The 14214-nt window shown below is 73.0% G+C and carries 11 protein-coding genes; 3 read left to right on the top strand and 8 right to left on the bottom strand.

Annotated elements, in window-relative coordinates:
- The first annotated feature begins 29 nt into the window (after positions 1 to 29).
- A complete protein-coding gene (locus SM573_RS12965; RefSeq protein WP_474616168.1) occupies positions 30 to 1517 on the top strand; it encodes a hypothetical protein in 1488 nt (495 codons plus the stop codon).
- Positions 1518 to 1563: 46 nt separating this feature from the next.
- On the opposite strand, the gene SM573_RS12960 is transcribed toward SM573_RS12965, so the two are convergent.
- Positions 1564 to 3042 carry a glutamate-cysteine ligase family protein gene (locus SM573_RS12960; protein WP_474613365.1) on the bottom strand — a complete coding sequence of 493 codons (1479 nt, stop codon included), beginning with the start codon at positions 3040 to 3042 and terminating at the stop codon, positions 1564 to 1566.
- A gap of 283 nt (positions 3043 to 3325) precedes the next feature.
- Positions 3326 to 3907: a YceI family protein gene (locus SM573_RS12955; protein WP_474613366.1), complete on the bottom strand. Its 582-nt coding sequence runs from the start codon at positions 3905 to 3907 to the stop codon at positions 3326 to 3328.
- 98 nt (positions 3908 to 4005) lie between these two features.
- Between SM573_RS12955 and SM573_RS12950 the strand changes: the two genes are divergently transcribed.
- Positions 4006 to 4527 carry a MarR family winged helix-turn-helix transcriptional regulator gene (locus SM573_RS12950; protein WP_474613367.1) on the top strand — a complete coding sequence of 174 codons (522 nt, stop codon included), beginning with the start codon at positions 4006 to 4008 and terminating at the stop codon, positions 4525 to 4527.
- 239 nt (positions 4528 to 4766) lie between these two features.
- On the opposite strand, the gene SM573_RS12945 is transcribed toward SM573_RS12950, so the two are convergent.
- From SM573_RS12945 to SM573_RS12935, 3 genes are all read right to left on the bottom strand, one after another.
- Complete coding sequence (locus SM573_RS12945; protein WP_474616167.1) at positions 4767 to 7421, bottom strand: ATP-binding protein; 2655 nt, start codon at positions 7419 to 7421, stop codon at positions 4767 to 4769.
- A 100-nt stretch (positions 7422 to 7521) separates the two neighbouring features.
- Entirely contained in the window at positions 7522 to 8670 is a 1149-nt protein-coding gene (locus SM573_RS12940; protein ID WP_474613369.1) for an acyl-CoA dehydrogenase family protein, read from the bottom strand.
- A gap of 67 nt (positions 8671 to 8737) precedes the next feature.
- Positions 8738 to 10270 carry an acyl-CoA carboxylase subunit beta gene (locus SM573_RS12935; RefSeq protein WP_474613370.1) on the bottom strand — a complete coding sequence of 511 codons (1533 nt, stop codon included), beginning with the start codon at positions 10268 to 10270 and terminating at the stop codon, positions 8738 to 8740.
- A gap of 154 nt (positions 10271 to 10424) precedes the next feature.
- Here SM573_RS12935 and SM573_RS12930 point away from each other — a divergent pair, with 154 nt between their 5' ends.
- Entirely contained in the window at positions 10425 to 10994 is a 570-nt protein-coding gene (locus tag SM573_RS12930; RefSeq protein ID WP_474613371.1) for a snapalysin family zinc-dependent metalloprotease, read from the top strand.
- A gap of 90 nt (positions 10995 to 11084) precedes the next feature.
- Here the strand turns inward: SM573_RS12930 and SM573_RS12925 are convergent, their stop codons facing one another.
- From SM573_RS12925 to SM573_RS12915, 3 genes are all read right to left on the bottom strand, one after another.
- Positions 11085 to 11996 carry a hydroxymethylglutaryl-CoA lyase gene (locus SM573_RS12925; RefSeq protein ID WP_474613372.1) on the bottom strand — a complete coding sequence of 304 codons (912 nt, stop codon included), beginning with the start codon at positions 11994 to 11996 and terminating at the stop codon, positions 11085 to 11087.
- A gap of 169 nt (positions 11997 to 12165) precedes the next feature.
- Entirely contained in the window at positions 12166 to 13503 is a 1338-nt protein-coding gene (locus SM573_RS12920; protein ID WP_474616166.1) for an acetyl-CoA carboxylase biotin carboxylase subunit, read from the bottom strand.
- A gap of 95 nt (positions 13504 to 13598) precedes the next feature.
- Entirely contained in the window at positions 13599 to 14198 is a 600-nt protein-coding gene (locus SM573_RS12915; RefSeq protein ID WP_474613374.1) for a TetR/AcrR family transcriptional regulator, read from the bottom strand.
- Between the last annotated feature and the right edge of the window lie 16 nt (positions 14199 to 14214).

The raw sequence follows: 14214 nt of genomic DNA, 5'->3' as shown, positions 1-14214 counted from the left end.
GCCGACGACGGGACGTTACGCTGCCCGGCATGGCCAGACGCGGCTGGGGAGGATCGATCGCGACGGCGGTCGGCGTTGCTGCCGGCACCGGCGCCGCACAACTGGGCTTCGGCTACGGGTTGGGCATCATCAACTGGGCGCCGGCGGAGGCCGGCACGGGCCCGGCGGCCTGGGTGGCGAGCCTGATCTGGGCCACCTGGATCGCGGCCACCTCGACGGTCCTCGGCGCGGTGTGCGCTTTCCGCCTGCGGGAGCGGACCCTCACGACCGAACCGGCACCGCACGCGTCGCGCCCGGAGCCGACCGGCGACACCTCCGACGCCGGTGCGGTGGACGACGGCGGTGCGAGCCCCGCCCACCCGGCGGGGTCGGACGGCGTGCCCGAGACCGGGGAGGGGCGCATCCATCCGCCGGCCACCGCAAGGCCGGACGCGGCCGCGGGCGAAGCGGCGGCGAGCGGTCGGAGCATCCCGGTCGGACGCCTCGGACGCCTGGGTCTCGCGCTCGCGGCCGGGCTGGGCGGCCTGGTGGCCGTACTGCTGGTCGCGGTGCCGGCCCGGGTCGCGTCGGCACCGGACACCGGCACCCCGCAGCGCGTCGCGGCGGCGTACGCGGCGATCGGAGTCCTGATGGGCGTCCTGACCGCCCTCTGGGCGCTGCGCTCCCGTGCCGCCGCCGCCAACGTGATCGCGACGGTGGCCTGGCTCTGGCTGCTCGCGGTGGTCGCGGTGGTCGACGGGGTGCTCGCCGGACGCGGACTGACCACCGCCCAGCTCGGCATCTGGCAGATCAGCTCGGACCGGCCGGAATTCTGGATCCGGGACTACCTCTACTGGCCGGGCGCCGTCCTGTCGCTCGGTTCGGCGCTGGTGATCGGGGTGCTGGCCGCCCGGCGGGCGGCCCGGGCCGCCGGTCTCCGGGTCGGCGCCGCCGCCTCCGGCGCGGCCGGGCCGCTGCTCGTCGCGGTGGCGTACCTGCTGGCCGTGCCGCGGCTGTCGGCGATCAGCCCGGAGCAGGTGTCGGCGCATTTGATCGCCCCGTACGCGGTGATCGTGGGCATCGGCGGCTCGGTGCTGGTGGCGGCTCTCGGCCAGCGGGCCGAGCGGCGCGCGGCCGTCCGCGGGGAAGCGGCGGCCGAGCCGGCGCCGGGTGCCCCGGTGCCGCCGGTCGACACGCCCGCGCCCACCGGCACCGGTTCGGCGCAGCCGCCCCGGCCGGGCCACGGTACGGCGGACTCGCCGGCCACGACGGCCGCGCCGCCGGCGACCGGGCGCCCGCACGCCGGGGCTCCCGGGCCGGTGGACGGCACCGCCGCCCGGGGGGTGGCCGACCCGTCCGGCGCTCCGCGGGTGCCCGCGCCGCGTACGGCGGTGACGGCCCCGCTCGATCCGGTCGCGGCGACCTCCACGGCCCCGGAGCCGGGCCAGCTCGACGCTCCCGGGGCGGAGGTCACGGACCCGGCGCCCAAGCCGGACCGGCCGGCCCGCCGGGCACGGCCGCCCCGCCGCACCGGCTGATCGTCACCGCCCGACGGCGGAACACCGTGAGCCCGTCCGCGTACGCTCAGTCGACCGGCCAGGTGTGCACCGGCTCGTTGCTGCGCTGGAGTTCCGCGTAGCGCTGCACCATGTGGTGCAGGGCCGCGTCGCGATCCATGCCGCGGTGCCGTTCGGCGGCCCACACCGTCTCCGTCTGCCACACCGCGCCGTTGCGGCCCGTGCGGCACCGTTGCTCGATGATGCCGAGCAGCCGGTCCCGCTGGGCCGGGGCGACACCGAAGCCGTCCAGCCCGGCGGCGGCCCGGGGCAGCAGCACGTCGAGCACCAGCTCCGTCACCGGCACGTCGCCGAGCCGCGGCCAGTGCAGGACGGCCTCCATGCCCCGGCGGGCCGCCGCGTGGAAGTTCTCCTCGGCGGAGCTGAAGGTCAGCTGGCTCCAGATCGGGCGGTCCGCCTCGGCGAGGGCCCGGACCAGGCCGAAGTAGAAGGCGGCGTTGGCCAGCATGTCCACCACCGTCGGCCCGGCCGGCAGCACCCGGTTCTCCACACGCAGATGCGGACGGCCGTCCATGATGTCGTAGACCGGCCGGTTCCACCGGTAGACGGTGCCGTTGTGCAGGCGCAGCTCACCGAGTTGGGGCACGCCTCCGGCGTGCAGCACCTCGACCGGGTCCTCGTCCTCGCAGATCGGCAGCAGCGGTGGGAAGTACCGGACGTTCTCCTCGAACAGGTCGAAGATCGACGTGATCCACCGCTCGCCGAACCACACCCGGGGCCGCACGCCCTGCGCCTTCAGCTCGTCCGGGCGAGTGTCGGTGGCCTGCTCGAAGAGGGCGATGCGGGTCTCCGCCCAGAGTTGCCGCCCGTACAGGTAGGGGGAGTTCGCCCCGATCGCGACCTGCACCCCGGCGACGGCCTGGGACGCGTTCCAGTAGTCGGCGAAGCTGTCCGGCGCGACCTGGAGGTGGAACTGGAGGCTGGTGCAGGCCGCCTCGGGCGCGATGGAGTCGGTGTGCGTACGCAGCCGCTCGACGCCGCGGATGTCGAGTTCGATGTCCTCGCCCCGGGCTCCGACGATCTGGTCGTTGAGCACCCGGTAGCGCTCGTTCGTGGAGAGGTTGTCCACGACGAGGTGCCGCTCGGTGAGGGTCGGCAGGGTGCCGACGAGCAGGATCTTCGCGTCGGACTTGGCCGCCCGCTCGTCCGCCCGGGACAGGCTCGCGCGCAGGTCCTGCTCGTAGTCGGCGAAGCCCGTGCCCTCGATGAGCCGGGGCAGGGCGTTCAGCTCCAGGTTGAACTGGCCCAACTCGGTCTGGAAGAGCGGGTCGGCGATCTCGGCGAGGATCTCCTCGTTGCGCATGGCCGGCTCGGCGGTCGAGTCGATCAGGTTGAGTTCGATCTCCAGCCCGGTCATCGGCCGGTCGGCGTCGAAGCCGAAGTCGTCGAGCATCAGGGCGAAGACGTCCAGGCACCGCCGGACCTTCTGCCGGTAGCGGACCCGGTCCTCTCGCGAGAAGGCGCCCTGCGAGACGTCCCTGCCCATGTGCCCTCCCGGCATTGGGCGCAACCGGCTGTGTCGTCCCGGATGCGCGTTGTCAGCCAATTACGTTAAGAGCGCTCACCTCCGCGGACCAGAGGCCAACCCGATGATCCGTTCAGCGGGACCGCCGCTGTCGGCCGCGAGGTGGCCGCTCGGGGCCATCTCTACCCCGTCGGCCTCCCGTGTCATCGCGGGCGGCCGCGAACAGGTGGTGACAATTCGCACGTACGGACGACACCGGGCCCGCGCCGGTGTCCGGCGCGGGCCCGGTGGACGGGACCAGGGTTCAGGCCTGGCGGACGGCCTCGCCCTCGATCTCGATCTTGATCTTGCGGCCGACCAGCACGCCGCCGGTCTCCAGGGCGACGTTCCAGGTCAGGCCGAACTCCTCGCGATCGATCTCGGTGCTCGCGGAGAAGCCGAAGATGTCCTGCCCGAACGGGCTGCGGCCCACGCCCTCGAACTCGACGTCCAGCTCGACCGTGCGGGTCACGTCCTTGATCGTCAGCTCACCGACGAGGACGAACTCGTTGCCCTTGCGGGACTTCACGCCCGTGCTCCGGAACTCCAGGGTCGGGTACTTCTCCACGTCGAGGAAGTCACCGCTGCGCAGGTGACCGTCGCGGTCGGCGGCGGCGGTGTGGATGCTCGCGGCCTGGATGGTCGCGGTGACCGAGGACTGCATCGGGTCTTCCGCTACCGTGATGGTCGCGGCGGCCTCGGAGAACTCGCCGCGGACCTTGCTCACCATCATGTGGCGGGCGACGAAACCGACGCGCTTGTGGGCGCTGTCCAGGACGTAGGTGCCGGCGGTCGGGATCGTGAGACCCTCCCAGTCGCGGGTGACGGCCTCGGTGCTGCTGGTCATGACACTCCTCCGGAGGATTTGTTTAAGAGCCCAACGGCTGACGCAGCAACTATAGCCAGCGCAATATTCCCCCTGTCAAGAACTGATAGGATGAACCGGTGAAGAACGTGTTCGACGATCCCCGGATCACCGCCGTCGGCCTCCTGTACGAGGTGCACGCCGGGCTGTCGGCCCGGTTCGCCGCCCAGTTCGAGCAGTACGGCCTCTCGAGCGTCGAGTTCGAGGTGCTGACCCGACTGGCCCGCTCTCCCGACAACCAGCTCCGGATGACCGATCTCGCCGCCCAGACCTCCCTCTCCACGAGCGGGGTCACCCGGGTGGTGGACCGGATGGAGCGGGACGGCCTGCTCACCCGGCGTGCCTGTGCCTCCGACCGGCGCAGCTCCTTCGCTGTCGTCACCGAGGCGGGGATGCAGCGCCTGGACGAGGTGCTGCCCGGGCACCTGCGGATCATCGAGGAGTGGTTCACCGGCCAGCTCGACCCGGAGTCGCTGCAGGCGCTGCTCGACGCCCTCCGCCGGATCCGGGACGCGGTGCACCCCTGTGCGACCGCCGGGAGCGGCGGCGGTGCCGGCAAGTGCGACCCGGCAGAGGATCTGGCCGCCCCGGCCGACGCCTGACGCCGGGCGCGTACCGGCAGAAAGACCGGCAGAACTCTCCGAACCACCGGACACGACCCTAGAAATCGGACCAACCGCCCGGCCAGCTCTGGCTAGTGTTCGCCTCAGCGGGGATCACCGGGGGGTGCCGGCGCGGGCGGACAGCGAGGGGTTGCAACGAGGGGGCTATTCGCCCGCGCCATCTCCGCCGCCACGCGGCACGACGCACAGCGCCCGGGAGCGCTGCCACCCCGGCGCCGTCAGCGCGACCGCCTGACGTGACGTGTCGCGACCAGCGCGAACAGCAACTCCTCCTCCTGCGGCAGCAGCCGGATCGCGTTCTCCCGGCAGACCCGCTCCAGCCGCTCCAGCACCGCCGGGTCCGCGGTGCTGGCCGCGAGTCCGACCAGCGCCTCCACGACGTCCCGCTGGTCGTGGCCCTCCGCGCCCGCCTCGACGGCCGCGGCGAACCACTCCGCCGCCAACTCCCGGTCACCCCGACCCAACGCGAGATGCCCCTCGATCAGCGCGCAGATCCGCGCCTCGGGATGGGGCCACGGCCACGCGTCCGCATCCGGCACCGCACCGGCCAGCCGCTGTCGAGGAACCCGGCGTGCCGGCTGCGACCGTGCCGGAACGGGGGCACGCAGCTCGTCCAGCACCTCGGCGGCCTCGTCCTCCCGACCGGCCTGGGCGAGTGCCAGTCCCGTCCGGCCCAGCACCCGGCGGCGGTGCCCCGGGTCGCCCAACTCGGCCAGGGCGGCAGCCGCCCGCCGGCCCTGCTCCACAGCATCGCCGTACCGGCCCTCCAGCCGGGCGACCTCGGCCAGGTTCGCCCGCGCCAGCACCCGCAACCGCTGCTCTCCCGACTGGGCGGCGAGCCGGTCGACCGCGGCGAGCCGCCGTCGGGCCGCGGGCAGGTCGGCCACGCGCACCTCGTGCCAGGCGAGGTTGTTCTGCGCCACCGCCATGTCCCGGACCCGGCCGTGTCGAGCGGCCAGCCGGAGCACGGAATCCGCCTGGTCCCGCGCCTCGGCCTGGGAGCCGACGCTCACCAGCAGGGCGCCGAGGACGGTACGCGCCGCGAGCTCCCCCGCCACGTCACCGGCACGGCGGAAGGTGTCCAGCGCGACGCGGGCCGCGGGCAACTCCTCGCCGCCCGCCCCGTGCTCGGTCGCCAGCTGCGCCGCGCCGAGCGACGCCCAGGCCCGTAGCACCGGGTCCGCGTCGGCGGTACGCGGATCGGCCAGCAGCCGGCGTAGCCACTGCCGGCCGGCGACGTCCCGCCCCCGGAACCGCCACCACCGTGCGAGCCCGGACGCGATCACCAACGCGGTCAGCGGGTCGTCGCTGGCCGCGTGCGCCAGCGCGGAGCCGATGTCGCTGCTCACCTGGTCGAGCCGGTGCACGGCGTCGGCGAGGCGGGCACCGACCAGGTCGGGGGCGGTCCGCGCGACGAGCGCGGCGATCACGGTCGCGTGCCGGCGGCGGATGGGCGTCAGTTCACCGGCCCCGGCGGCCTGTTCGGTGGCGAAGTCGCGGACCGCGCCCAGCAGCCGGAAACGAAACGGGCCGGTGCCGTAGACGCTCAGCAGGCCGAGCTCGGCGAGCCGGTCCAGCACCGGGACCGGGTCGATCGCCACGGCGCCGTCCGCGTCCGCGTCGTCGACGAGCATCTCCTCGGCCAGGTCCACCGACCAACGGTTGCCGAACGCCGCGAGCCGGCGCAGGGCGGTGCGCTCCTCCGGCGCGAGCAGCCGGTAACTGGCCGCCACGGCGTCCCGGAGGGTGACCATCGCCGCCGGCCGCTCCGCACCGCCCGGTTCCCGGCCCTGCGCCCCCGTGTCCGGCGCGGCAAGACCCCCGGTGTCCGGCGCCGCCAGGTCGAGGATGTGGTCGCCGTACCGGTCGAGAAGTTCGGCGGGGTCGAGGATCCGACCACGTGCCGCCATCAGCTCGATGGCGAGCGGCAGCCCGCCCAGCCGGCGTACCAGCGCCGCGATGGCCGGCAGCTCGGCGGGGACGGGCGGCTCGCGACGCACCTGGGCGAAGCGGGCCGTGAAGAGCGCCACCGCCGGCCAGGCGGCCAGCGCGGCGGGCCCGGACGCCTCGTCCTCGGGCAGTGGCACCTCGATCGGCGTCACCGGCCAGACCCGTTCGACGGACAGGCCGACCGGATGCCTCCCGGTGACCAGCACCCGCAGCGACGGCACCGTGGCGAGCAGGCGGTGCAGCGCCTCGGCCACCGAACCGGGTGCCCGCTCCGCGCCGTCCACGACGAGCAGCGCCGGCCGCCCCGCCAGGCGGGCGGCCAACTCCGGGAGCCGGGCCGCACCGAGCACCGCCACGGAGGTGGCGAGCACGTCCGGGGTGTCCGACCCCTCCCCGATCAGCACCCCGGCCACACCGCCGGGGTGGCTGTCCGCCACCGAGTGCCCCACGGCCAGGGCCAGCGCGGTCTTGCCGACGCCGGCCAGGCCGACCAGGCTCACGAGCCGAGGCCCGAGGTCGTCGGTCAGCATGCCGGCCAACTCGGTGACGTCCCGGTCCCGCCCGATCAGCTCGACCGGCGGCGGGAGCGTCACCGGCGACCCCGGGTCGCCCGTACCCCCGCCGGCGACCGGGGCGGATACGGGCCGGGGTGGCTCCGCCGGAGGCGAACCCCGCGCGGCGGCGAGAAAGCCGGCCCGGGCGGCGCCGGTCAGCTCGAGCGCCCCGGCGAGCAGCTCCACAGTGGTGCGCTGGGGACGCGAGGACCGGCCCCGCTCCAGGTCCCGCACCGTCCGCACGCCGACACCGGCCCGCTCCGCCAGCTCGACCTGGGTGAGCCCGGCGGCCAGCCGGTGCCCGCGCAGCAGCTCCGGCAGGGCGGCGGGGCCGCCCGGGCCGGATGCGCGATCATGGGCCCGAGTCACGGGGTGGAAGACTACGTACCAGGTCCGACCTCCGACACTCGAACGTCGGGCTGCCGACGCCCCGCCGCCGAAATCCGACAGTGGGTCGCCGGCGGCGACCTCAGAGGCCGAGGTCGCGGGCGATGATCATCCGCTGCACCTCGCTGGTGCCCTCACCGATCTCCAGGATCTTCGAGTCCCGCCAGAACCGGGCCACCGGGTACTCGTTCATGAAGCCGTAGCCACCGTGGATCTGCGTGGCCTCCCGGGCGTTGTCCACGGCGATGGTGCTGGCGTGCAGCTTGGCGATCGCCGCCTGCCGCTTGAACGGCTCGCCGGCGAGCATCCGCGCGGCCGCGTCGTAGTAGGCGAGCCGAGCCGTGTGCGCCCGCATCTCCATGTCGGCGATCTTGAACTGGATGGCCTGGTAGTTGCCGATCGGCTGGCCGAAGGCGTGCCGCTCCCGGGCGTACGTCAGCGACTCGTCGACGCAGCCCTGGGCGAGGCCCACGGCGAGCGCCGCGATGGCGATCCGCCCCTCGTCGAGGATGCGCAGGAACTGGGCGAAGCCGCGGCCGCGCTCACCGAGCAGGTTGGCGGCCGGCACCCGGCAGTCGTCGAAGGTCAGCTCGTGGGTGTCGGACGCGTTCCAGCCCACCTTCGAGTACTGCGGCGCGACGGTGAAGCCCGGCGTGCCCGAGGGCACGATGATCGTGGACAACTCCTTCGAGCCGTCCGGGCGGGTGCCGGTGACCGCGGTGACCGTGACCAGCGCGGTGATGTCGGTGCCGGAGTTCGTGATGAACGCCTTCGAGCCGTTGATCACCCACTCGTCGCCGTCCAGCACGGCGCGGGTCTGCGTGCCGCCGGCGTCCGAACCGAAGCCCGGCTCGGTGAGCCCGAAGCCGGCGAGCGCCTCGCCGCTGACGAGCTTCGGCAGCCACTGGGCCTTCTGCTCCGCCGTGCCGAACCGGTAGATCGGCATGGCACCGAGAGAGATCGCGGCCTCCAGCGTGATGGCCACGCTGGAGTCCACCCGGGCCAGCTCCTCCAGGGCCAGGCAGAGCGCGAAGTAGTCGCCGCCCATGCCGCCGTACTCCTCCGGGAAGGGCAGGCCGAACAGCCCCATCTTGCCCATCTGCCGGACCACCTCGTACGGGAAGGTGTGCTTCTCGTAGTGCTCGGCGATGACCGGCGCGACCACCTCGCGCGCGAAGTCCCGCACGCTCTCCCGCAGCGCCTCTTGCTCCTCGGTGAGCCGGAAGTCCATGGTTCCTCCTGTACGGACGGGCCGACCGGGCGCTCGTGACGCCGGCGGCGGACGCGGGGTCGGTCGGTCAGACCGGGGTGACGCCGTGCCGGCGCCGGGAGAAGTGGCGGTCCTTGCCGCGCGCGGCGGCGAGGCGGCGGACCAGCTCGGCCCGCAGCTCCTGGGGCTCGACGATCGCGTCCACCACCAGCTCGCTGGCGAGCCGGACGATGTCGATGTCCCGCTCGTACTCCTCACGCTTCGCGGCGACGAAGGCCGCGCGCTCGGCCTCGTCGGCGATCGCGGCGATCTTGTTGGCGTAGACGGCGTTCACCGCCGCCTCGGCGCCCATCACGGCGATCTTGGCGGTGGGGAGTGCGATGGTGGCGTCCGGCTCGAAGCCCGGGCCGGCCATCGCGTAGAGGCCCGCACCGTAGGCCTTGCGGACCACCACGCAGATCTTCGGCACGGTCGCCTCGGAGATCGCAGTGATCATTTTTGCGCCGTGCCGGATGATGCCCTGCTTCTCCACGGCCGTGCCGACCATGAAGCCGGGCACGTCGCTGAGGAAGAGCAACGGCACGTTGAACGCGTCGCAGAGCTGGACGAACCGGGTGGCCTTGTCGGCGGAGTCGACGAAGAGCACGCCGCCCTTGAACATCGAGTTGTTGCCGACCACACCGACGACCTCGCCGTTCAGGCGGCCGAAGCCGATGGTCAGCTCCTTGGCCCAGAGCGCCTGGATCTCGAAGAAGGACCCGTCGTCGAGCAGGCCCTTGACGTACCGCCGCATGTCGAAGGCCTGCCGCTCGCTCGCCGGCACCAGAGCGGCCAGGTCGGCCGTCGCGGGCGCCTCGGCGGCGGGCGCGGTGGGCGGCTGCTGCGTCCAGTTCGCCGGCAGGTAGGACAGGTAGCGCTTCACCACGTCGAGCGCCTCGGCCTCGGTCTTGCAGAGGAAGTGCCCGACGCCGGACTCGGCGCAGTGCACCTTGGCCCCGCCCATCGCCTCCAGCGTGGTCTTCTCGCCGGTGACCATCTCGACCATGCGGTCGGAGCCCAGGTACATGCTGGCGTTGCCGTCGACCATGGCCACCACGTCGCAGAACGCCGGGATGTACGCCCCGCCGGCCGCGCTCGGCCCGAAGAGCGCGCAGACCTGCGGGATCGAGCCGGAGGCGCGGACCTGGTTCCAGAAGATCTTCCCGGCGCCACGCCGGCCGGGGAACAGCTCCACCTGGTCGGTGATCCGGGCGCCGGCCGAGTCGACGAGGTAGACCATCGGCACGCCGGTGGTGTACGCCCGCTCGATGATCCGGATGATCTTCTCGACCGTACGGGCGCCCCAACTGCCGGCCTTCACGGTGGAGTCGTTCGCCATGAGGCAGACCGGCCGCCCGTCGATGGTGGCGGTGCCCGTGACCACGCCGTCGGCAGGGAGCCCCTCGGCCAGCGCGTTGGCGTAGAGGCCGTCCTCGACGAAGCTGCCCTCGTCGACCAGGAGCGCCACCCGCTCGCGCGCGAAGAGCTTGCCCTTCGCGGCGTTCGCCGCGTGGTACTTGTCCGCACCGCCGGCCTTGGCGCGCTTGCGCAGCTGCTCCAGTGCCTCACCGTCGAGCGTCACGCCGACTCCCTCGCCGTACCGACCTGAACGATCGTTAGGTTAACCCATCGCGGCGACCTCCGGCCACCCGGCCACGTTCCGCACAGATATTGATATCTACCTATCTCTATGGCTAGGCTCCTGGCACCCCGAAACTTCCGGATTGGAGTGAGTCATGACCTCACGGATCAGCCGGCTCGCGGTCGCCGCCGTCGCGACGGCAGGCGCCACCCTCGGTGTCACGGTCGCCAACCCGTCACCCGCCTCGGCCGCCATGACCATCTGCTACAACACCAGCCAGGCGCCCAGCTTCGCCAGCATCGCCAACCAGGCCGCCACGATCTGGAACAACGCCACCTCGAACCTGACCCTCTCGGCCAACTGCGGCTCGAACCTGCGGATCTACCAGATCACCGGCGGCGGCTCGTACGCCGTCCGCACCAGCCTCGGCAACGGCCGTGTCTACATCGACACCCAGCAGGCGCAGCAGTACAGCCCGTTGCGGATCATGACCCACGAGATCGGGCACATCCTCGGCCTGCCCGACAACTACAACGGCAACTGCGCGATCCTGATGTCCGGCGGCAGCGCCGGCACCAGTTGCACCAACCCGTACCCGAGCACGACCGAGGCCAACCGGGTCAGCAACCTCTTCGCCGGCACCCGCAGCGCGGAGCGCGCCGCGGACGGCACCGACAGCCAGATCTTCCGCGACAGCTGGCCGGCCCCGGTGACCGTGGGCTGACTCCCACACCGGTGACGACGGAGGGGCCGGCCCCGAGGAAGGGCCGGCCCCGTCCGACATCCCGGGTTGGGCGCGGGTGCCCGGGTTGAGCTAGCCGGCCAGGCGGGTGCGCGGGCCGGCGCGCAGCACGCCGGACGGCAGCTGCCGGCCGACCAGCCGCTCGGCCAGCTCCGCCACCTCGATGAGGGCATCCAGGTCGATGCCGGTGTCGATGCCCATGTCGTGCAGCATGTGCACCGCCTCCTCGGTGGCGAGGTTGCCGCTCGCGCCCGGCGCGTACGGGCAGCCGCCGAGGCCGCCGACGCTGGCGTCGAACTCGGTGACCCCCAGCTCGAGCGCGGTGAGCAGGTTGGCCAGGGCGGTCCCCCGGGTGTTGTGGAAGTGCAGCAGCACCGGGATGTGCGCGTTGCGGTCGCGTACGGCCGTCAACAGCTCGCGGACCCGGCGCGGCGTGCCCATCCCCGTGGTGTCGCCGAACGCCACCCGGTCCGCCCCGTCGCGGACCACCCGGTCCACGATGCCCGCCACCCGCCGCGGGTCGATGTCCCCCTCGTACGGGCAGCCGAAGCTGGTCGCCACGATCACCTCGGCGCGGGCGCCCGCACCGTGCAGCAGGTCGATCAACTCGGCGATGTCGTCCAGCGACTCGTCGGTGGAACGGTTGACGTTGCGCCGGTTGTGCGTGTCGCTGGCCGAGACGACGACCTCGATCTCGGTGAACCCGGCGGCCAGGGCGCGTTGCGCCCCCCGGGTGTTCGGCACCAGGGCCGAGTAGCGCACCCCGTCGACGCGGTCGGCCCGCTGCCACACCTCGTCCGCGTCGGCCATCTGCGGGATCGCCTTCGGGTGCACGAAGGACACCGCCTCGATCCGCTTGACGCCGGTGCGGGAGAGCGCGTCGAGCAGGCGCACCTTCGCGTCGGTCGGGATCGGGTCCTCGTTCTGCAACCCGTCGCGGGGCCCGACCTCCCGGATCGACACGGCGTTCGGCAGGCTCGTCATAAGGGGTCACCTCACTGTGACGCGGTGCTGGGCTGGTCCCTCCAGCATGTCACCAGGCCGATCCCGCCCGCCTCCCACCGCCCCACGACATCGATCAAGAGGTGCGCGTCAGGCCGAGCCGGAATCCTGACGCGCACCTCTTGATCAACGGGGGAGAGCGGGGGTGGGGTCAGCGCATGCGGGTGACGATCGCGGTGTCGTAGTCGCCCGAGCGGAACTCCTCGTTCTCCAGCAGCTCGGCGAAGAACGGCAGGTTGCACTTCGGACCGGCGATCTCGAACGCCGCGACCGCGGCCTTCGCCCGCTCGATCGCCTCGGCCCGGTCCGCGCCACTGACGATGAGCTTCGCCATGAGGCTGTCGTAGAACGGGGTCACCGTGTTCCCGGCGACGTAGCCGGAGTCGACGCGTACCCCCGCGCCGACCGGCTCGCTCCAGGCGGTGATCGCTCCCGGCCCGGGCAGGAAACGCTTCGGGTCCTCGGCGTTGATCCGCAGCTCGATGGCGTGCCCGCGCGGGGCGAGCGCGTCCGGGTCGAACGTCGGGGCCAGCCCGGAGGCCACCCGCAGCTGCTCCTCCACCAGGTCGAGCCCGTAGACCAGCTCGGTGACCGGGTGCTCCACCTGGAGCCGGGTGTTCATCTCCAGGAAGAAGAACTCGTTCGTGGTCGGGTCGAGCAGGCACTCCACCGTGCCCGCGTTGCGGTAGTTCACCGCCTCGCCGGCCCGCACGGCCGCGGCCAGGAACCGCGCCCGCAGCTCCGGGTCGACCGCCGGGGACGGCGACTCCTCGACCAGCTTCTGGTTGCGCCGCTGCACCGAGCACTCCCGCTCGCCGAGCGCCACGACCCGACCGTCGGCCAGGCCCAGGATCTGCACCTCCACGTGGCGCACCCGCGGGAAGTACCGCTCGATCAGCACCGAGCCGTCACCGAACATCCGCTCGGCGAACGACCGGACCTTGTCGTACTCCGTGCTCAGCGCGGCCTCGTCGGTCGCCACGCCCATGCCCATGCCGCCACCGCCGGCCGCGGCCTTCACCATCACCGGGTAGCCGATCTCGGCCGCCGCCGCGAGCGCGGCGGTGAGGTCGGCCGCCGGTTCCGTGGTGCCGGGCGCGACCGGGACGCCGGCCGCCGCCATCAGGTTCCGCGCGTTGATCTTGTCGCCCATCGCGGTGATCGCGTCGGCGCCGGGGCCGACCCAGATCAGGCCGCTCGATTCGACCGTACGGGCGAAGTCGGCGTTCTCCGACAGGAAGCCGTAGCCGGGGTGGATGGCCTGCGCACCCGTGGACTTGGCCGCGGCGAGGATCGCCTCGACGTTGCGGTAGCTCTGGGCGGGGTTCGCCGGGCCCACGCAGACCGCCTCGTCGGCCTCGGTGACGAAGGGCAGCCCGGCGTCCGCCTCCGAGTGCACCGCGATCGCACGGATCCCGAGCCGCTTGGCCGTACGGATGATCCGGCGGGCGATCTCGCCCCGGTTCGCGACCAGCAGTGACTCGATCATGTTTCCTCCCAGCGTCCAGGGGTCGGGACGGATCTCAGGGAACCACGCCACCCGGGTTACTCACGAGTCGGCACCGGCCGGCCGACAGCGGGTGGTCAGGCGAGGAGCGCGGCCAGCGTGGCACCGCGCAGCAGCTCCGCCCGACGCCGGCGGTCCACCTCGCCACCGAGGAACGGGGTCGAGTTCATCAGGCCGAACGCCGCGTGCGCCAGCACCCGCGCCTCGCCGTCCGGCATGCCCGGGTGCAGGGCGGTGAGCACGGCCACCCACTCCTCCACGTACAACCGCTGGAGCCGGCGGATGCGGCGGCGCGGCTCGTCGGGAAGACGGTCCAACTCGTGCAGGTGGAGGGCGATCACCGCCGGGTTCGCCAACGCGAAGTCGACGTGGAAGTCGATGAGCGACTCCAGCGCCGCCCGTGGGTCGCCGGGGTGCGCGGCGGCGCGTTCCCGGCCGCCGGCGAGCAGCCCCTCGCTCACGGGAATGAGCGCGGCGACCAGCATCGCCTCCTTGCCCGCGAAGTGGTGGTAGAGCGCCGGCCCGGTGACCCCGGCCGCCGCGCCGATGTCGTCCATCGAGACGCCGTGATAGCCCCGGGCCGCGAAGAGACCGACCGCGATCTCCAGGATCTCGTCCTTGCGGGAGCGGCGCCGGCTCCCGCCTCCCGTGCCCCGTGCCTGCTGCTCCACCGTCACCGGGCAAGCGTAGACC

The sequence above is a fragment of the Micromonospora xinjiangensis genome (genome assembly GCF_056150165.1).
The sequence above is the reverse complement of the archived record's forward strand: the minus strand, read 5'-3'. Positions and strand labels throughout refer to the sequence as shown.

What these genes read in the sequence shown, in the direction of transcription:
- SM573_RS12965 (WP_474616168.1), top strand. Translation starts at nt 30, where the DNA reads ATGGCCAGACGCGGCTGGGGAGGATCGATCGCGACGGCGGTCGGCGTT.
- SM573_RS12960 (WP_474613365.1), bottom strand. Translation starts at nt 3,042, where the DNA reads ATGGGCAGGGACGTCTCGCAGGGCGCCTTCTCGCGAGAGGACCGGGTC.
- SM573_RS12955 (WP_474613366.1), bottom strand. Translation starts at nt 3,907, where the DNA reads ATGACCAGCAGCACCGAGGCCGTCACCCGCGACTGGGAGGGTCTCACG.
- SM573_RS12940 (WP_474613369.1), bottom strand. Translation starts at nt 8,670, where the DNA reads ATGGACTTCCGGCTCACCGAGGAGCAAGAGGCGCTGCGGGAGAGCGTG.
- SM573_RS12930 (WP_474613371.1), top strand. Translation starts at nt 10,425, where the DNA reads ATGACCTCACGGATCAGCCGGCTCGCGGTCGCCGCCGTCGCGACGGCA.
- SM573_RS12925 (WP_474613372.1), bottom strand. Translation starts at nt 11,996, where the DNA reads ATGACGAGCCTGCCGAACGCCGTGTCGATCCGGGAGGTCGGGCCCCGC.
- SM573_RS12920 (WP_474616166.1), bottom strand. Translation starts at nt 13,503, where the DNA reads ATGATCGAGTCACTGCTGGTCGCGAACCGGGGCGAGATCGCCCGCCGG.